Origin of the sequence: Pseudomonas sp. H26/SER47-MNA-CIBAN-0231 (assembly GCF_040310465.1) — a bacterium.
Classification (GTDB): Bacteria; Pseudomonadota; Gammaproteobacteria; order Pseudomonadales; family Pseudomonadaceae; genus Aquipseudomonas; species Aquipseudomonas atacamensis.
In genome coordinates this window covers 358,539-378,245 of sequence record NZ_JBEOPW010000005.1, presented here as the reverse complement: position 1 = coordinate 378,245, position 19,707 = coordinate 358,539, and the positions used below count along the sequence as shown (strand labels likewise).

The window sequence follows — 19,707 nt, the reverse complement described above, 5'->3', positions numbered from 1 at the left end:
AATGCGATTAACTGTGGGAGTGAGCCTGCTCGCGAATGAAGCTCACTCGGTGTGTCAGTTGCGCTCGGCCAGAAACGCCAGCAGCGCCTCAGTCACAAACCCGGGATTCTCCAGATTGGAGATATGCCCCGCCTCCGGCACCAGCACACACGGGCAACCAATCAACTCAGCCATTTCCCGGGCTTCCGAGGGTGGCCGGGGTTTGTCCTGGTCACCGCACAGCACCAGCGTCGTCGCCGGGTTCAGCTCGCTCAGACGTGGCAACAGGTCGTTGCGGCCAAACGTGATGCGGCCCATCGGCACAATGCTTTCGCGCAGACGCTCGGGCGAGTAGCCCTTCAATTTCGAGCGGAAATCCTGATACAGCGCCGACTGCGGGTCGATGCCCGGGCGGAAGAAGATCGGTACGACGATGTCGAGCAATTGTTCGGAGATAGTGCCGCTGTCTTCGATCTGCTTGAACAACGAGAAGTAATATTGCCGGGTCGGTTCCGGCTCGACGCCGACGTAGGTGTCCATCAGCACCAGACCGTTGAGACGTTGCGGTGCGGACAGTGCCAAACGCGCGCCCCACATGCCGCCGACCGACAGCCCCACCAGAGTGACGCGGTCGATGTCCAGGTGATCGAGCAAGGCCTGCGCCTGTCGGGCGATGTCGTCCAGCGATGTGGTGCCTTCGGGTAACTTGCCGGACTCGCCATGCCCCCACAGATCCACGGCAATGACGCGATAGTGCGGGGTCAGCGCGGCGATCTGCGGCGCCCACATCGCTTGGTCCCAAAGGTAACTGCCGGCCAGCAACACGGCGGGGCCGGTGCCTTGATCAATGTAGTGCAGTGCTTGTCCGTCAACCGTGAAAAAGGGCATCGACCACCTCCGCGAGAAAAAACAGAACCGGCAGACTGAGCTGCCGGTTGTTGATCGTCAAGGATGGAAATGTACGGCAATGTACAGACGCCATTCGCGAGCAGGCTCGCTCCCACAGGGGTTTTGTAAACACCACAGATCCTGTGTGGGAGCGAGCCTGCTCGCGAAGAGGCCGGCCCAAGCGCTGAAGAACTACAACCCCTCCAGCTCCGCCATCAGATCATTCAACCGATCAACCTTCTCCTCCGTAATATCACTGGCCGCCAGCCCATCGATGTATTCAGCGAGTTCCTCCACCGTGCTGCATTCGAACATCGCGCGCAGCGGCACATTGCGTTGCAGGGCTTTTTGTACCCGCGATGCAATTTGCGTAGCCAGCAGCGAATGCCCGCCCAGTTCGAAGAAATTGTCGCGCACGCCGACCTTTTCCACTTTCAGCACCTCAGCCCAGATATCAGCCAGGGTCTGCTCCAGCTCACTGCGCGGCGCCAGATAATCCGCACTCTGCAACTGACCGATCTCCAACGCCGGCAAGGCTTTGCGGTCGAGTTTGCCGTTGGCATTGAGCGGCATCTGCTCCAGCCATAGCCAGTGCAGCGGCACCATGTATTCGGGGAGTTCGGCGCGCAGGCGTTGCTTGATCCGCTCCAGGCGTTCGCCCGGATTGAGCGCAGCGTCGGCCGCGACCAGATAACCCACCAGATGCTTGCCGTTGACGCCCTCCTGCACACCAACCGCGGCGTCGCGCACTTCCGGTTGTTCATGCAGGCGCGCTTCGATTTCACCGAGCTCGATGCGGTAGCCGCGAATCTTCACTTGATGATCGACGCGGCCGACGTATTCCAGCACGCCGTCGGTGCGGCGCCGTGCCAGGTCACCGGTGCGGTACAGGCGTTCGCCCGGCGCGCCGAACGGATTCGGCACAAACACCGGCGCGGTGCGCAGCGGATCGCTGACGTAACCGCGACCGACGCCGGTCCCGGCAACACATAACTCACCCACCGCGCCCAACGGCACCAGATCCAGCGCGCCATCGACCACGAACAGCAAGTTATTGTCGGTCGGCGTGCCGATCGGCAAGTAACTGCCGCGCGTCGAGGCCATGTCGACACAGAAGAACGCCACGTCGTCGGAACATTCCGCCGGGCCGTAAGCATTGACCAGACCAATATCCGGGTAACGCAGCAGCCATTGATGCGCCAGTTCCGGCGGCATCGCTTCACCGGTCGGCAGCATCCAGCGCAAGCCGTCGAGGCTCAGACGCTCGGAGCCGAGCATGCCCTGAATCAGCGACGGCACACTCTCCAGCACAGTGATGCCCTGCGCCTGCACATGCGCCAGCAGACCTTGCGGATCGTGGGCAATCGCGTTCGGCACGATGTCGACCCGCGCGCCGAACAACGGCGCGGCGAGGAACTGCCAGACGGAAATGTCGAAGCTTTGCGAGGCGGTCTGCGCAATCACATCGGCCTCGCTCAAGTCGAGGTACGGACGTTTGCTCAACTGGTTGTTGAGCATGCCGCGCTGCTCGACCATCACGCCTTTAGGCAGCCCGGTCGAACCCGAGGTGTAGATCACATAGGCGAGATTATCCGGGCCACTGTGGATGCCCGGATTGTGCGCCGCTGCCGCCGACGCCTGCACCTCTTCCCACACCAGCAGGCGCGGACGATTCGAACAGCCAAACTCCTCGAGCAAGGTCTGCGCCTGTTCACGGCAAGCGGCGCTGCACACCAGCAACGGCGTGCGGCTCAGCTCAATGATGCGACTCAGACGCTGGCTCGGCAGGCCCGGATCCAGCGGCAGATAACCAGCGCCGGCCTTGAAGCTGCCGATGATCATGCCGAGCAGGTCGAGATTACGCTCGGCCAACAGCGCCACCGGTTGGTCCATGCGCACACCGGCAGCGACCAGGGCATGGCCGAGGCGGTTGGCGTTGTGACTCAGTTCGGCATAGCTCAATTGCTGATCGAGGCAACTGGCGGCGATGCGCTGCGGATGCGCCGCGACCTGCGCTTCGAACAACGCCACGTAGCTTTGCTCCAGCGGATAGTCATGGCCGCTCTGGTTGCAACCGTACAGCAGGAAGTCGCGCTCTTCGTCGCCCAGCAGCGGCAAATCGGCCATGTCGCCATGGAAGCCGTCGACCAGCGCCAGCAGCAGGCGCTTGAACTCAGCGAGCATGCGCTCGACCGTCGATTCGTCGAAGTAACGCTGGTCATACGACAAATGCAGGCCAAGGTCGTCGCCCGGGTAACACACCGCCGTCAGCGGGAAGTTGGTGTGGGTGCGGCCGGAATCCGAGGTCGCATTCAGGCTCTGTGCACGATCAAGCACCGAGACTTCCACCGGGGCGTTTTCGAAGACAAAGAGGCTGTCGAACAGCGGCTGGCCTTTGGGCAATTCGCTCTGCTCCTGGATATTCACCAGCGGCAGGTATTCGTACTCGCGCAGTTGCATGTTGCTGTCGAGCAACGCGCTGAGCCATTGACGCACACTGCTGCGCTGATCGTCCGCCGGCATCTTCACGCGCAGGGCAATGCTGTTGATGAACAGGCCGACGGTGCGTTGCATTTCCGGCATGTCTACCGGCCGACCAGCGACGGTGACGCCGAAGAGCACGTCGCGATCGCCGCTCAGGCGCCGCAAAACCAGAGCCCACGCAGCCTGGGCGAAAGTGTTGACGGTCAGTTGATGGGCCTGTGCCAGTTCCCGCAGCCGTGCGCCGTCCTCGACATTGAGGCGGGTGTAACGGTCGCCGACGATCATGCCGCCGCTTTCACCGGCGTGTTCGCGCAGGAACGGCCGGTCGCTCGGGATCGGCGTGGTGCGCTCGAAGCCTTGCAGATTCTGCCGCCACCACTGCCGCGCCTCGGCCAGGCTCTGGCGTTGCAGCCAGCCGATGTAATCGCGATAACGCGGCGGCACGCTCAACTGCGCTTCGCGTCCTTCACCGAGGGCGGTGTAGATTTCGAAGAAGTCGTTCATCAGCAGAGAACGGCACCAGGCGTCGATGAGGATGTGGTGGTTGCTCATCATGAACCAGTAACGCGCCGCGCCGACCTTGATCAGGCGCAGGTGGAATGGCGCCTGATTGAGCAGATCGAACCCGGCCTCGCGCTCGCTTTTCAGCAGCGCTTGCAGCTTCGGTTCCTGCTCGGTCTCGGCGACGGCGCTCCAGTCCAGATACTCGATCGGCGTGCGCCCCGGCGTGTGAATCACTTGCAGCATGTCTTCGCCGACGTTCCAGCAGAACGACGCGCGCAGTGCTTCATGACGGGCGATCACCGCTTGCCAGGCCTGGGCGAAACGCTCGGGATCGAGCTCGCTGTTGATGCGGTAACGATCCTGCATGTAGTACAGGCCGGTACCCGGCTCGAGCAGGGTGTGCAGCAACATACCTTCCTGCATCGGCGTCAGCGGGTAGACATCTTCGATGTGCGCGGCCGGCACCGGCAGCGCATCGAGTTGCGCCTGAGTCAGTCTGGCCAGCGGGAAGTCCGATGGCGTCAGGCCGCCGGCTTCGTCTTGCAGACAATGGGCGATCAGGCTTTGCAACTCAACGAGGTAGGCGGCGGCCAGATCGTTAATGGTTTGCGCCTCGTAACGCTCGGCACTGAAAGTCCAGCGCAGCAGCAGTTCACCACCGTAAACCTGACTGTCAACACTCAGCTCGTTGGGCAACGGCGCCTGCGGATCGTGGGCGGCACCGATTGGCTCATCGAGAGGACGGAACAGCGCATCGCTGCCGAAGCTCTGGTCGAACTGGCCGAGGTAGTTGAAGGTGACCTGCGCCTGCGGCAGCGCGGCCATGTTCTGGCGGCAGCCGTCATCAGCCAGATAACGCAACACGCCATAACCGAGACCTTTATGCGGAACGGCGCGCAATTGTTCTTTGATCGCCTTGATCGAAGCGCCCTGCCCGGCGGCCTCTTCGACATTGTGCGGAGTCAGGCGCAGCGGATAAGCGCTGGTGAACCAACCGACGGTGCGGGTCAGATCAATCTCGTCGAACAGGGTTTCGCGACCGTGGCCTTCCAGTTGAATCAGTGCCGAGGGCTGGTCGCTCCAGCGGCACAGCACACGGGCCAGCGCGGTCAGCAGCAGGTCGTTGACCTGCGTGCGATAAGCGCTCGGTGCCTGTTGCAGCAACTGTCGGGTGCGCTCGGCATCGAGGCGTACGCTGACGGTTTGTGCATGGCGATTCTGCCTGCCGCCCTGCGGGTTTTCGCAAGGTAGATCGGCGCTTGGCCCGGCCAGTTGCGTTTGCCACCAACCGAGTTCTTCACGCAGGGATTCGCTGCCGGCATAAGCCTGCAAACGCGCGGCCCAGTCCTTGAAGGCGCTGGTTTTCGCCGGCAGTTTCAGCGGCTGCGCAGCGTCGAGTTGGCGATACGCGGTTTGCAGATCATCCAGCAACACGCGCCAGGAAACGCCGTCGACGACCAAGTGGTGGATGGCGATAAACAGACGTTGCTGAACATCCGCAACATCGACCAGCACCGCGCGCAGTAACGGGCCGTTGTGCAGATGCAGACTGCGTTGCGCGTCGGCGAACAGGGCTTCGCACTGATCCAGCGAATCGACGCTGACTTGCCAGAGCACATCCTCATTCGTCAGCGCTTGATGCGTCGCTTGCCATGCATCATCGGTTTCAGTGAAACGCAGACGCAGCGCATCGTGCTGTTCGATCACCGCCTGCAAAGCTTGCTGCAATCGTTGCGGCTCGAGGCGCACAGTCGGTTCCAGCAACAGCGCCTGATTCCAGTGCTGACGCTGGGGAATGTCCGTATCGAAGAACCAGTGCTGAATCGGTGTCAGGCGCGACTCGCCGACCACCAGGCCCTGCTCGGCCGTCACTTGCTGGGTGCGGCTGGCCACGGCGGCGAGCGTTTGCACGGTCTGATGCTGGAACAGGTCGCGCGGGCTGAAATGAATGCCCTGCTGACGCGCGCGGCTGACCACCTGAATCGACAGAATCGAGTCGCCGCCGAGTTCGAAGAAGTTATCGTTGAGGCCGACCTGCCTGACGTTAAGCACGTCGCACCAGATCTGCGTCAGGGTCTGCTCCAGCTCATTGCTCGGCGCGACATAGTCCTGACGATTGAGCTGCGGGTCCGGCGCCGGCAAGGCGCGGCGGTCGAGTTTGCCGTTGGCGGTCAGCGGCATGCTTGCCAGCAGCATCAGCTGGGTCGGCACCATGTAGTCCGGCAGTTGCGCCTTGAGGTGCGACTTGAGCGCTTCGCGCAGTTCAGCCTGTCGCGCTTCGCCGTGTCCGGCGACATCGGTAACGAGGTAACCCACCAACTGCTTGCCACTCGGCGCATCCAGCGCCAGCACCACCGCTTCGCGGATCGTAGGGTGATCGAGCAGGCGCGTTTCGATTTCGCCCAGCTCGATGCGGAAACCGCGGATTTTCACTTGATGGTCGATCCGGCCCAGATACTCGACCAGACCATCGGCACGCTGGCGCACCAGGTCGCCGGTGCGATACATGCGCCCGCCATCAGCGGCAAATGGGTCAGCGACAAAACGCTCGGCGCTGATGCCCGGGCGGTCGTGATAGGCCTGAGCCAGACCGGCGCCGCCGACAAACAATTCACCGGTCGCGCCTTGCGGCACCAAGGCCAGATCGGCGTCGAGAATGTAGGCGACTCGCGCCCCGATCACGCTGCCGATCGGCACACTGCCGGCGCCCTCTTCCAGCACCTGCGGCGCCAGACTGGCCAGCGGCATGACCACGGTTTCGGTCGGGCCGTAAGCATTGAAAAACTGCGCCGGTTGGAATGCCGCGCGGATGCGCTGCAGATGCTCGCCGGTAAGCGCTTCACCGCCGGTGATGATCATGCGCACCGGGAGGACTTCATTCTGCGTGGCAAGGAACTGCGCCAACTGGCTGCCGTAGCTCGGCGTGAAGCCGAGGACGTTGATCCGATGCGCACGAATCAAGCCGCAGATTTCTTCCGCGTCCCACTGCCCTTGCGCCCGCAACACCACCTGCGCACCGCTGAGCAGCGGCACCAGCAAACGTTCGGTGGCAGCGTCGAAGTTGATCGAATAGAAATGCAGTTCACAGTCGTCCGGGCGCATGCCGAAGCGTTCGATCACGGCCTGGCAGTGCATGGCGATTTCACCGTGGGAGACCACCACGCCTTTCGGTTTGCCGGTCGAGCCCGAGGTGTAAATCAAGTAGGCCTGATGTTGCGGCAGGCTGATAAACGGCAACTCGCTGGCCGGATAGTCGGCCAATCCCGGGCTGTCGTCTTCCAGACACCAGCGCGCCACGCCCGATGGCAAATCACCTAGGGCCTGGAGCATCGCCCGATCGCTGAGCAGCAGACCGATGCGGCTGTCTTCGATCATGTAATGCAGACGGTCGAGCGGGTACTCCGGATCCAGCGGCACATAGGCGCCGCCAGCCTTGAGAATCGCCAGCAGGCCGATGACCATTTCCAGCGAACGCTCCAGCGCCAGACCGACCCGCACTTGCGGGCCGACGCCGCGCTCACGCAGCGCCCAGGCCAGACGATTGGCCCGGGCATCGAGTTCGGCGTAGCTCAGGGTCTGTCCGGCGAAGGTCAGCGCCGGCGCGTCTTGGCGCGCCAGTGCCTGTTCGGCAAACAGATGATGAATGCACTGGTCGAGACGATGCTCGCCCGGCTCGATGCCGAGGCTGTCGAGCAGCTGCTGTTGCTCAGACTTATCGAGCAAAGGCAGTTCGCTGAGACGTTGCTGCGGATCAGCGATCAACGCTTCGAGCAGGTTGCGCCAATGCCTGGCCATGCGTTCGATGGTCGGCTCGTCGAACAGATCGGTGCTGTAAGTCAGGCAGCAGCCGAGGCGATGGTCGAGGTCGGTGACTTCCAGATTGAGATCGAACTTGGTCGCCCGCGCATCGTTGGCCAGATACTCGACAGTCATCCCAGCGAGGGTGCGGCTCTGCTGGAATTCCCAGCGCTGCACGTTGCACATCACCTGGAACAGCGGGTTGTAGGCCGCACTGCGTGGCGGCTGCAAGGCTTCGACCAAATGATCGAACGGCAGATCCTGATGGGACTGGCCTTCGATCACGGTGTGGCGCACCTGCTCGAACAGTTCGCCGACCGACATCTGCCCGTCGAGCTGGCAACGCAGCACTTGGGTGTTGAGGAACGCACCGATCAGCCCTTCGCTTTCCGGGCGAATGCGGTTGGCCACCGGCGCGCCGATGCGCAGGTCGGTCTGGCCGCTGTAGCGGTAGAGCAATGTGGCGAGCGCGGCGGTCATGGTCATGAACAACGTCAGACCGTTTTGCGCGTTGAACGCCCGCACCCGCGCAGCGAGATCGTCGCTCAGATCGAAACGGAACAGCTCGCCCTGATGGCTCTGTACCGGTGGACGCGGGCGGTCGCCGGGAAGTTCGAGGAGCGGATGTTCGCGACCGAGCTGCGCGGTCCAGTAATCGAGCTGGCGCTGGCGCTCGCCGGACTCCAGCCAGTTGCGCTGCCAGACGCTGTAGTCGAGGTATTGCACCGGCAGCGGCGCGAGCGGTGATTCGCGCTCATCGACGAACGCTTCATACAGCGCACTGAGTTCACGGGCAAAGATGTCCATCGCCCAGCCTTCGGTGACGATGTGGTGCAGGGTCAGGACGAAGTAATGCTCGTGCTCGGCAGTCTTGACCAGGCAGGCACGCAGCAGCGGGCCGGTTTCCAGATCGAACGGCTGGTGCGCTTCTGCATCGGCCAGTTGCTGGACTTGTAGCTCCCGGACTTCTGCCGGCAGGCTGGAGAAATCCTTCCAGCCCATGCGCACGCCGGTCTCGGCATGCACCTGTTGGCGGGCGACGCCGTCAACGCTGGGGAAGGTAGTGCGCAGGGTTTCATGGCGCAGGATCAGCGCCTGCAACGCCGCCTCGAAATGCTCGACATGCAGCACGCCGCGCAAGCGCGCCATGCCGCCGACGTTGTAAGCCGGGCTGTCCGGTTCCATCTGCCAGAGGAACCACATGCGCTGCTGCGAATAGGACAGCGGCACCGCTTGGCTGCGGTCGATTTTTGCAATCGGCAACTGTTGATTGGTGCGGCCGCTGGCCTGGATCAGGCGAATCTGTTCGGCGTAATCGCCCAGTTCGCTGTGCTCGAACAAGGTGCGCAGCGGCAGTTCGACGTCACAGGCCTGACGTGTGCGCGAAATGATTTGCGTGGCCAGCAGCGAATGACCGCCGAGAGCAAAGAAATCATCACGCAGGCCAACCTGCTTCAGACCCAGCACTTCGCGCCAGATCGCGGCGATTTGTTGCTCCAGTTCGCTGACCGGTTCGATGTGTTCACGCACTTGCCATTGCGGCTCGGGCAAGGCGCGGCGATCGAGTTTGCCGCTGGGGCTCAGCGGCATCGAATCAAGGCGCAGCAATTGTGCGGGCACCATGTATTCCGGCAGCTCGGCAGCGAGGGCAGCTTCCAGCCGAATAATTTGCTCATCGGCATTTTCATGCGCATCGCTCGCCGTGAAGTAGCCGATCAGTTGCGCGCCGGCAGCGGTTTCGCGCACCAGGACCACGGCTTGGGCGACGCCATTTTGCGCCAGCAGTCGCGCCTGGATTTCTTCCGGTTCGACGCGAAAGCCGCGCAGTTTGACCTGCTGATCGAGGCGACCGAGGTATTCGATCACGCCATCCGAGGACCAGCGCGCACGGTCGCCGGTGCGGTACAAACGGGCACCCTGCTCGCCCAGTGGGTCGACGACGAAGCGTTCAGCGGTCAACGCCGGACGGCCGAGATAACCACGCGCCAGACCGATGCCGCTGATGCACAGCTCACCCGCCACACCCGCCGGCACCGGATTGAGATCGGCATCGAGAATGCGGCAGACCACATTGCCCAGCGGCCGGCCAATCGGCGAGCGCTCACCATCGGCGGCACTGCAATGCCAATGGGTGACGTTGATTGCGGTTTCAGTCGGGCCATAACGGTTGTGCAATTGCACCGCTGGCAATTGCGCGAGTACCCGGTTGCGCAACTCGGCGGGCAAGGCTTCACCGCCGGAAAACACCCGGCGCAGGCTGGTGCATTCGGCACTCAGCGGCTCGTCGATGAACAGCGCCAGCAGCGGCGGGACGAAGTGCAGCGTGGTCACGCCGTATTGCTGGACCAGTTGCGCGATGCGATGCGGGTCGCGGTGCTCGCCGGGGGCGGCAAGCAGCAGACGCGCGCCGGTGATCAGCGGCCAGAAGCATTCCCACACCGAGACGTCGAAACTGATCGGCGCTTTTTGCATCAGCACGTCGGTTTCGTCGAGACGGTAAGTGTCCTGCATCCATTGCAGGCGCTCGGCCAGCGCGGCGTGGGTGTTGCCGACGCCTTTCGGTTGCCCGGTGGAACCCGAGGTGTAAATCACGTAGGCGAGGTTGTCGCCGTGCAGTCGCAGGCCCGGTGCCTGGCTCGGCCATTTATCCAGGTGCAAGGCATCCATGGCGATCACGCTGACGCCATCGCTGGCCGGCAGACGCTCGAGCAATTGCGTCTGAGTCAGGAGCAGTTCGACGCCGCTGTCGCGGAGCATGTACGCGAGACGCTCGGCCGGATAATCCGGATCAAGCGGCACATAGGCGCCGCCGGCCTTGATGATCGCCAGCAGACCGATCAGCAGTTGCGGCGAACGCTCGGCAGCAATGGCCACGCACACGTCCGGGCCAACGCCTTTGTCGCGCAGGTAATGGGCGAGCCGGTTGGCCTGCGCGTGCAGCTCGGCAAAATCCAGACTACCGCCGTCCCACACCAGCGCGGTGCGTTGCGGGGTGTTGCGCAATTGTTGCTCGAGCAGTTCCGGCAGCCATTGTTGCGCCGGGGTGCACGGAGCGACGCTCCAGTCCTTCTGCTGATTCTGCTCGCTGGCGGCCAGCAAGCGCAGATCGCCGATGGCCTGCTGTGGCTGTTCGCAGACCTCGCTGAGCAGATTATGGAAATGCTCGGCCAGACGCTCGATGGTCGCAGCATCGAACAGTTCGCTGGCGTAGTCGAACGCCAAGCTCAGACGCCCGTTGCGATCCTCTTCGCTGTGCAATTGCAGATCGAACTTGGCCTCGCGGCTGTGCCACGGCAGCTCTTCGGCGAGCAGACCGGGCAGGCGCTTGAGCGCACTGAGGTCGCGCTGCTGATGGTTGAACATAACCTGGAACAAGCCCTGATCGCGGGCCTGCGGGAACGCTTCGAGCAGTTGTTCGAAGGGCAGATCCTGATGGGCCTGGGCGCCGAGTGCGGCCTGGCGCGTCTGGTTCAGCAACTCGGCAAATGTCAGGCGTGAATCGATCTGCGCACGCAACACCTGGGTATTGATGAAGAAGCCGATCAGGCTTTGGGTTTCCAGGCGCGGACGGTTGGCGTTGGGCACGCCGATGCGAATGTCGCGCTGACCGCTGTAGCGGTGCAGCAAACTTTGCAAGGCAGCGAGCAGAAGCATGAACGGCGTGGCCTGGTGGGCCTGCGCAGTCTGGCGGATCGCCTCGCTGAGTTTGCTACTCAAGCGCACGCTGTGGCGCGCGGCGCTGTGGTTGTGTCTGGCCGAGCGCGGGTGATCGGTGGCCAGTTCCAGTGGCGGATGTTCTTCGCCCAACTGCGCTTTCCAGTACGCCAGTTGCCGCTCGCCCTCGCCTTGCGCCAGCCATTGCCGCTGCCAATTGCCGTAATCGGCGTATTGCGTGGGCAGCGCTGCCAGTGTCGCCGGCGTCCCTTGGGTTGCCGCCGCGTAGAGGCGCGAGAATTCGTCGAGCAGGATATTCAGCGACCAGCCGTCAGCGATGATGTGATGCAGGGTCACCAGCAGTTGATGTTCTTCGTCATCGAGACGCACCAGTGTCACCGCCAGCAACGGGCCTTTTTCCAGATCGAACCGAGTGCGCGCCTCGTCTTCGCGAATCTGCTCGGCACGGGCTTCACGCTCGGCCATTGGCAGGTCGCTGATGTCGATCAGTTGCAGGTTGAATGCGGCAGCGGCAAGCACTTGCTGCAATGCCACGCCGTCACGTTCGAAGAAACGTGTGCGCAAGGATTCGTGGCGTTCGATCAGTTGCTGGAAGCTGTTGCGCAAGGCGTCTTCGTCGAGTTCACCACGCAGGCGCAGGCCGCCGGGAATGTTGTAGGCGCTGCTCTGTGGATCGAGTTGCCAAGTGATCCACAGACGGTTTTGTGCCAGCGACTGCGGCATCGGCTCACTGCGCGACAACATGCTGATCGCATCTTGGGCGCTGCCGCCTGTCTGTTGTTGCTGCGCCACAGCGGCGGCGAAGGCAGACAGGGTTGGCGCTTCGAACAGCAGGCGCAGGCTCAGCTCGGCACCGAGTGCTTCGCGAACCCGCGCCACCACTTGCGTGGCAGCGATCGAGTTGCCGCCGAGCAGGAAGAAATGGTCGTCGCTACTGACCTGCTTGACGTTGAGTTGCTCGGCCCAGACTTGCCCGATCAACGCTTCAAGGTCCGAAGTGCTGCTGGTCGCGGTTTCCGTTGCGGCTGTGATCGGAGGGAACAGCGCGTAACTGTCGAGACCGCCATCGGCCAGACGATTGCGGCACGCCGAGCGCTGCAGTTTGCCGCTGGAGGTTTTCGGCAACGCGCCCGGATTGAGCAGCACCACCACGCTTGGCGCCTCCTGATACGCCTCGGCCACGGCTTGGCGAATGGCTTTGATCAGCGCATCTGGCGCGAGGATTTTTTGCACGCTGCGGCTGATTTCCGCAGCGATGCCGATGCCCTCTTCGCCGTTTTGAGTGACCGCGAACGCCGCCACGCGGCCCTTGCGCACCACTTCGACTTCGCGCTCGACAGTCTGCTCGATGTCCTGCGGGTAGAGGTTGTGGCCACGGACGATGAGCATATCTTTCAGGCGCCCGGTGACGAACAGTTCGCCGTCACGGATAAAACCCAGGTCGCCGGTGCGCAACCAGGTACGGCCGGCGTGCTGAACAAAAGTCTTGGCGCTGGCTTCGGGGTTGCGCCAGTAACCGTGGGCGATGCTCGGGCCGGCGGCCCAGACTTCGCCGACGGCGTTATCGGCGAGTTCTTCGAGGGTATTGGGTTCGACGATCAGCACCGCGTGCTCAGGCTGGCTGATGCCGCAACTCATGACCGCGCTGCCGTCGCCCGGCTCGGCGCGGTTTTGCGCCAGCGCCTGATCGTCCATGCGCAACGCCGGGATGCCGGTGCCGCGCGGTGTGCCAGCGACAAAGAGGGTGGCCTCGGCCAGACCGTACGAGGCCATGAAACTGTTGTCGCTGAAACCGCAAGCAGCGAATTTTTCCGCGAAGCGCTCGAGGGTATCGAGACGGATCGGCTCGGAACCGGAATAGGCCACGCGCCAACGGCTCAGATCGAGGCGCTCAAGGGCCGATTCGCTGACCCGCTCACTGCACAAACGGTAGGCGAAATCCGGCCCGCCGCTGATGGTGCCGCCGTATTCGGCGATCGCTTCCAGCCAGCGCAACGGACGGCCGAGGAAGTAGGCCGGCGACATCAGAATGCACGGCACGCCGCTGAAAATCGGTTGCAGCAGACCACCGATCAAACCCATGTCGTGATACAGCGGCAACCAGCTGACGATGACGTCGTCCGGGTTGACGTCGATGCCGAAACCGTGACGGATCAGCAGTTCGTTGGCGACCAGATTGCCATGGCTGACCTGCACGCCCTTGGGCAGCGCGGTGGAGCCGGAAGTGTATTGCAGAAAGGCGATGTGCTCGGCTGGCAGGCTCGGTTCAACCCACTGTTCGGCCAGCGTGCTGTCGAGAGTGTCGACACACAACAGCGGCGGCGCGCCGTCGATTTTTTGCAAGGCATCGCGCAGGTCGGCGCTGGTCAGCAACAGCTTGGGCTCGGCGTCGGCGATGATCGACAGCAAACGCTCCTGATGATGACGACGCGCGGATTCCGGCGGATAGGCCGGCACCGCAATTACACCGGCATACAGGCAGCCGAAAAACGCCGCGACGTAATCCGCGCCACTGGGAAACAGCAACACCGCACGCTCACCGAATCCAGCCTGAGCCTGCAACGCAGCGGCGATGGTGCGCGCGCGTTGATCCAGTTCGCGATAGCTGAGCACCACAGCCTGCTCCGGGTTTTCGGCGAGAAAACGCAAGGCCAGTCGGTCCGGCGTCAGGGCCGCGCGACGCTTGAGGGCATGGACCAGGGTGCTGGGGAGTTCGAACGCGTCGGTCATGAGGTTTCCTGCCTGAATTCGGCTTGCAAGTGGAATCGGGTGGCTGCGTCACACCTGTCGAGAGGCGTGCGGGGCGCGGTCTGTGCCGACCGCGCAAGGCATCGGAATGCGCTGAGGCCGGGGATCTGCACCCGGGCCATTCACCAATGAGAACGGATGGACTGTGGAAATAATTAGTCGGCAGGCGCGACGTCCAGCGGGGCCAAGGTGCGGCGGCGTGTCGCAGCTCGCAAAACACATCGACTTACAGCACTACTTCTCTTTCTCATTTGACAATCATTATCATTCAACATAATTTGTCGCTCGATGTGTAGGACGGCGCCGTCCCCCGAGGCCCTCCCACTAACCTATTGGCAGCAAGGTGATTTCCATGACGGAACAAGTATCCACAAGCAGGTGCGATTCACCGCTACTTCAGGCATTCGTCGACAATCGACTGATTCTGGTCAAGATTGCAGCCCGCATTACCGGTTGCAGGTCTCGTGCCGAAGACGTGGTTCAGGATGCGTTTTTCCGACTGCAATCGGCGCCGCCGATCACGTCGTCGATCAAGGCTCAGCTGAGCTACCTGTTCCAGATCGTGCGCAACCTCGCCATCGATCACTACCGCAAGCAGGCGCTCGAACAGAAATACTCAGGCCCGGAAGAGGAAGGCTTGAACGTGGTGATTCAGGGCGCTTCGCCGGAAACTTCGCATATCAACTTCTCGACCCTCGAACACATCGCCGATGCGCTGACCGAGCTGCCCAGCCGCACCCGTTATGCCTTCGAGATGTACCGTCTGCACGGCGTGCCGCAAAAGGACATCGCCAAGGAACTGGGCGTATCGCCCACCCTGGTCAACTTCATGATTCGTGATGCGCTGGTGCACTGCCGCAAGGTCTCGGGCAGTCGGCGGGATGCGGTGATTGCGGGTCGTCGTTAGGATCCGGATTTTGCGTCAAGCCATTCGCGAGCAGGCTCGCTCCCACAGGATTTGATGAATGACACAAATCCAGTGTGGGAGCGAGCCTGCTCGCGAAAGCGGCCTCAGACTCAATGCAATACCGAGGCCGAACGCATCAGGCCAGGCTGCACCGATCAAAAAACCGCTCCCGCCCCAGCATCATCAGCGCCGCGCGCTTGTGCGGAAAATCGAATTCCTTCTCGCAGTGAAAGCACTGGTTGTGCATATGGCCGATCATCTTCGCGTTGTCGGCACGCGGTTCGGCGACCACGCGCTGGGTCCGTGGATCATCGAGAAACAGGTAATGCACCAGCGCCGATAACCAGCTCGCCACTTTATGCGGGCCGCGATGACTTTCTTCGCCGACCAGCATGTGAATGCCACGGTCGTAATCGCCGGCATCGTAGAACGGCGCGATGCGATCTTCCTTGGCCCAGTAGGCTTCGAAATAAGCGAACGGCTGATCATCGAAACAGCCGATCAGCGTCAGCGTGTGCGGATCGGCATCGAGCTTGTTGAGATAGTCGCGATGCTGCTCAAGGCTGCCCTCCTCCTGCCAGAAACTCGCCACGCGCGGGCTGTTCTGCCAGCGATTGAAGCGCGACAGATCTTCCTCGATTTCCAGCGTTCGCAAGGAAATCCACGCGCCGAGCCGCGCATCGAAACGCCGGTAGACTTCACCGCGCGGCTTCACCGGTCGCAGCGGATGGCGCTTGCCATGGCTGATGACCATTTGCTGCGGATAGCTGCCGGTCAGTGAAGTGCCCAGCCACGGCTGCGGCAGTTGCCAGAACAGCGTGCGCTCGCAGCGATACTCGCCGGCGACTTCGGTATTGATCAGCAGACCACTGCGCAAGGCTTCGGACGGCGGCTGATCGAGTTGCCAGGTCAATTGCTGGCACGCCGGATCACGGGCGAACAGCCAATAACAGGCGGCCCACAAGGCTTGCCCGGGCGGCAGGGCAAAACGTTCATCAAGCTGAATCGGGCCATTGGCCTCGCGGTCCAGGCGCAGCCGAATCAGCGGTTGCCCGTCCAGGCTCAGGCTCAAGCGGCTCTCGGTAGCATCAGCGATCAATTGACTGCCCGAGGGCAATGCCAGAGCAGTCAGGTCATTCAGATTGGACATGGGTCAGGCTCACGTAATCGTCGACAGTTCAACGAAGTGACGTGAGCCGGGAGGGGAAATTTAAGCGCGAGAGGCAATTAGCGCTTCAGTGATGAGGCGCCGGCATCACGGCAATCCTGTAGGGCTCGAAAATCCTCAGCAATTCGCCGTTGTCGCGCAAACGCTGCAACAGGTTGCCGAAGGCTTCGCCGGTGATCGGAGCGTTTGGCCGCAGAATCGCGTAATGGTGATAGATCTGATCGGTACGCTGCGACGCCAGCAGTTCATCGCGGACCTTCTCGTTGCGCAGCAGGTAATCGAACAGATAGGAGCGGGTGACCAAGGCAATGTCGGCGCGTCCGCGCAGGACCATCAGCAGGTTGCTGTCGTGGGAATAGGTCAGCGTGGCGTTGTAGTTGTGCGCGAGGTATTTCGGGTCGGCGTTGAAGTTGGCAAATTCGTAGTGATAACCGCTGAACAGCGCCAGACGTTTGCCCGACAGGCTCGAGAAGTAGTTTTGCTGGCGGCCGTCTTCGCGTTGCGCGACGAAAATCTCGGCGTCTTCCAGGCCCATGTCGACGTCGTCGTGGGGAATGTCCTTCCAGCCCCACTCGGGGTTCTCGAAGATCGCCATATCGATGCGGCCCTGCTTGAAATCACCGAAACGGCGCGGGATCGACGTCGGCACCAGGACGAACTGATAGTCGCTCTGCGAGCGGTTCAGCGCCTCGATCAATTGCGGCAACAGGCCCGTGTCGGCGCCGTTTTCCGGGCGAATCGTATAAGGCGGGAAATGCGCGGCGCCGACCCGGACCAATTGCGCTGACTGAGCGGGCAATACCCATAACGCAGCCAGCGCAGCGAGCATCAGCCCGGCGGCTGTCCGAATTGGCGAAGACTTCAAAACACCCCACTCCCCGAAAAAAAATAGCGATCAATGCATTCAAGCTAGGCGGTTTCGCCGACTTAGCCAGTTTGTCGGCCGGTCCGACAACCGTTCAACGCGCTTCGAGGACCAGAATCAGCGCTTCATCGGCGAGCTGATCGAGGCTCAAACTGCCGCCGGCACGGAACCAGGTGGTGGTCCAGGACAGTGCGCCGGTAAGGAAACGTCGGGTAATAAAAACGTCGCCGCGAATATAGCCGGCGTCCTTGGCCTCGCTCAGAACCTGCAGCCAGATGTCTTCATAAACGTCACGTAAAGCAAGGACTTTAGCCTGGCCGTCTTCGGACAATGAGCGCCATTCGTACACCAGCACCGCCATCGCCTCGCCGCTGCCGCCCATGATCGACTGCAATTCGCAGCGAATCAGCGCCAGCACTTTTTCGCGCACGTCGCTGGCTTCGGCCAGGGCTGCGCGCATCAGCGCGGTGTTGTAGCGGATGGTTTCCTCCATCACCGCGCGGAGAATTTCATCCTTGCTTTTGAAGTGATGAAAAATACTGCCCGACTGAATGCCCACAGCGCTGGCCAGATCGCGCACTGTGGTGCGCTCGTAGCCTTTGTTGCGAAACAGGTGAGCCGCCACTTGCAGCAATTTGCCGCGGGCGCTGTCCGGGTCGGTCAACTGGCCCTGGTCGACCAGTTCGCGCATGACCCGCAGGGCTTTTTGCTCGTCCACCCGTTCTCTCCTACAGTCGATCAGTGTGTTGCCCCCTGTAACCGCAGGGTTGCGCGCAATTTAAGCCGCGCGCGGGCACCAAGCAAGCGCTTGGGCAGAAGAATGTTTCGCCTGTTTACAAACCAAGCGCTTGCTTGGTAGCCTCCAGACACTTCTGTCGCAGGTCCCTGAGTCGGAGATAAAAATGCCAACCACCGTGCGAATCGGCTGCGCCAGTGCTTTTTGGGGCGACACTTCCACTGCTGCCGCCCAGCTTGTCTCCGGCGGAAACCTGGATTATCTGGTGTTCGATTATCTGGCCGAGATCACCATGTCGCTGATGGCCGGCGCGCGCCTGAAAGACCCGCAGGCCGGGTTCGCGGGTGACTTCGTTGAAGTGCTGGCGCCGCTGCTGACGCAACTGGCCGAACAGAACATCCGCGTGATCAGCAATGCCGGCGGGGTCAATCCGCAGGCTTGCGCGGCGGCCCTGCAAGCGGCCTGTGACCAGGCTGGGGTCCAGCTGAAGATCGCCGTGTTGCTCGGCGACGACTTGCAAGGACAGCTCAAAAAACCCGCCGATATCCGCGAAATGTTCAGCGGCGCGCCGCTTCCGCGCATGTGCGTGTCGACCAACGCCTACCTCGGCGCGCCGGGAATTGTCGAAGCGTTGCGCCTGGGTGCCGACATTGTCATCACCGGCCGGGTGGTCGACAGCGCCGTAGTCAGCGCGGCGCTGGTCCACGAATTTGGCTGGTCGTGGCATGACTACGACAAACTCGCCCAGGCCGCGCTGGCCGGGCACATCATCGAATGCGGCGCGCAGTGCACCGGCGGTAATTTCACCGACTGGCGCGAGGTGCCGGATTACGAGCACATCGGTTTTCCGATCGTCGAGGTCAGCGCCGATGGCCAGTTCCTCGTCAGCAAACCCGAAGGCTCCGGCGGCCTGGTCACACCATTGACGGTCGGCGAGCAGATGCTCTACGAAATCGGCGATCCGCAGGCCTATCTGTTACCCGACGTGATCTGCGATTTCAGCCAGGTCAAACTCCAGCAACAGGGCAAAAACGTCGTGCAGGTGCACGGGGCCAAAGGCCTGCCGCCCAGCGACAAATACAAGGTCAGCGCCACGTACCCGGACGGTTTTCGCTGCACCGCCAGTTGCCTGATGGCCGGTATCGACGCGGTGGACAAGGCGCGGCGGGTCAGTCAGGCGATCATCGACAAGACCGCCGAGATGTTCAGCCTGCGCGGCTGGGCGCCGTACAGCGAAACCCATGTCGAACTGCTCGGCAGCGAAGCCACCTACGGCCCCCACGGCCAGCGCCGCGACAGCCGTGAAGTGGTGATCAAAATCGCCGTGCGCCATCCCGACAAACGCGCACTGGTACTGTTTTCCAGAGAGATCGCCCAGGCCGCGACCGGCATGGCGCCGGGCTTGACCGGCATCGTCGGCGGTCGTCCGACCGTATACCCCCTCATCCGTCTGTTCTCTTTCCTCATCGATAAAAGCGCCTGCACCCTGCAAGTCGACATCGCTGGTGAGCGCCATCCGTGCGTCCTGCCCGACCCGGTGGCTCTGGACAGTGCAAATTTGCCGATCGCCCATCAGCCACCCCGACCCCAGGGCCGCGCCGATGCCAGTGTGGCGTTGGTGAAACTGGCGGTGGCGCGCTCCGGCGACAAGGGCAACCACAGCAATATCGGCGTGATGCCGCGCCATCCCGATTACCTGCCGTGGATCGCCGAAGCGCTGACCACCTCGGTGGTGGTCGACTGGATGCGCCACGTCCTCGATCCGCTTCTCGGGCGTGTCGAACGCTGGTATCTGCCCGGCACCCACAGCCTTAATTTTCTTTTGGAAAACGCCCTTGGCGGTGGCGGTGTCGCCAGCCTGCGCATCGACCCGCAGGGCAAAGCCTTCGCCCAGCAACTATTGGAAATCCAGATCCCGGTGCCGCAAAGCATCGCCGAACAGCTCGACTAGAGGA

7 protein-coding genes are annotated in these 19,707 nt (G+C 62.3%); 2 read left to right on the top strand and 5 right to left on the bottom strand.

Annotation, left to right across the window (positions count from 1 at the left end; genetic code table 11):
- Positions 1 to 54: 54 nt before the first annotated feature.
- Both AAEZ10_RS11160 and AAEZ10_RS11155 read right to left on the bottom strand, forming a co-directional pair.
- The gene (locus tag AAEZ10_RS11160; RefSeq protein ID WP_281895385.1) at positions 55 to 867 is read right to left on the bottom strand and encodes an alpha/beta fold hydrolase; all 813 of its coding nucleotides are present in this window, start codon (positions 865 to 867) and stop codon (positions 55 to 57) included.
- Between the two features lie 192 nt (positions 868 to 1,059).
- Positions 1,060 to 14,058 (bottom strand): non-ribosomal peptide synthetase, encoded by a 12,999-nt coding sequence (locus AAEZ10_RS11155; protein ID WP_350569187.1) that lies wholly within the window; start codon positions 14,056 to 14,058, stop codon positions 1,060 to 1,062.
- A gap of 370 nt (positions 14,059 to 14,428) precedes the next feature.
- Between AAEZ10_RS11155 and AAEZ10_RS11150 the strand changes: the two genes are divergently transcribed.
- Positions 14,429 to 14,983 (top strand): RNA polymerase factor sigma-70, encoded by a 555-nt coding sequence (locus tag AAEZ10_RS11150; protein WP_008088195.1) that lies wholly within the window; start codon positions 14,429 to 14,431, stop codon positions 14,981 to 14,983.
- Between the two features lie 136 nt (positions 14,984 to 15,119).
- Here AAEZ10_RS11150 and AAEZ10_RS11145 read toward each other — a convergent pair whose 3' ends face one another.
- From AAEZ10_RS11145 to AAEZ10_RS11135, 3 genes are all read right to left on the bottom strand, one after another.
- Positions 15,120 to 16,133, bottom strand: a complete 1,014-nt coding sequence (locus AAEZ10_RS11145; protein ID WP_350569185.1) for a GNAT family N-acetyltransferase — start codon at positions 16,131 to 16,133, stop codon at positions 15,120 to 15,122.
- Positions 16,134 to 16,218: 85 nt separating this feature from the next.
- Positions 16,219 to 17,016 (bottom strand): substrate-binding periplasmic protein, encoded by a 798-nt coding sequence (locus tag AAEZ10_RS11140; RefSeq protein WP_073472484.1) that lies wholly within the window; start codon positions 17,014 to 17,016, stop codon positions 16,219 to 16,221.
- 94 nt (positions 17,017 to 17,110) lie between these two features.
- On the bottom strand, positions 17,111 to 17,734 hold the full coding sequence (locus tag AAEZ10_RS11135) for a TetR/AcrR family transcriptional regulator (protein WP_122707222.1): 624 nt from the start codon (positions 17,732 to 17,734) through the stop codon (positions 17,111 to 17,113).
- Positions 17,735 to 17,918: 184 nt separating this feature from the next.
- On the opposite strand from AAEZ10_RS11135, the gene AAEZ10_RS11130 reads away from it, so the two are divergent.
- Entirely contained in the window at positions 17,919 to 19,703 is a 1,785-nt protein-coding gene (locus AAEZ10_RS11130) for an acyclic terpene utilization AtuA family protein (RefSeq protein WP_350569182.1), read from the top strand.
- The last annotated feature ends 4 nt before the right edge of the window (positions 19,704 to 19,707 follow it).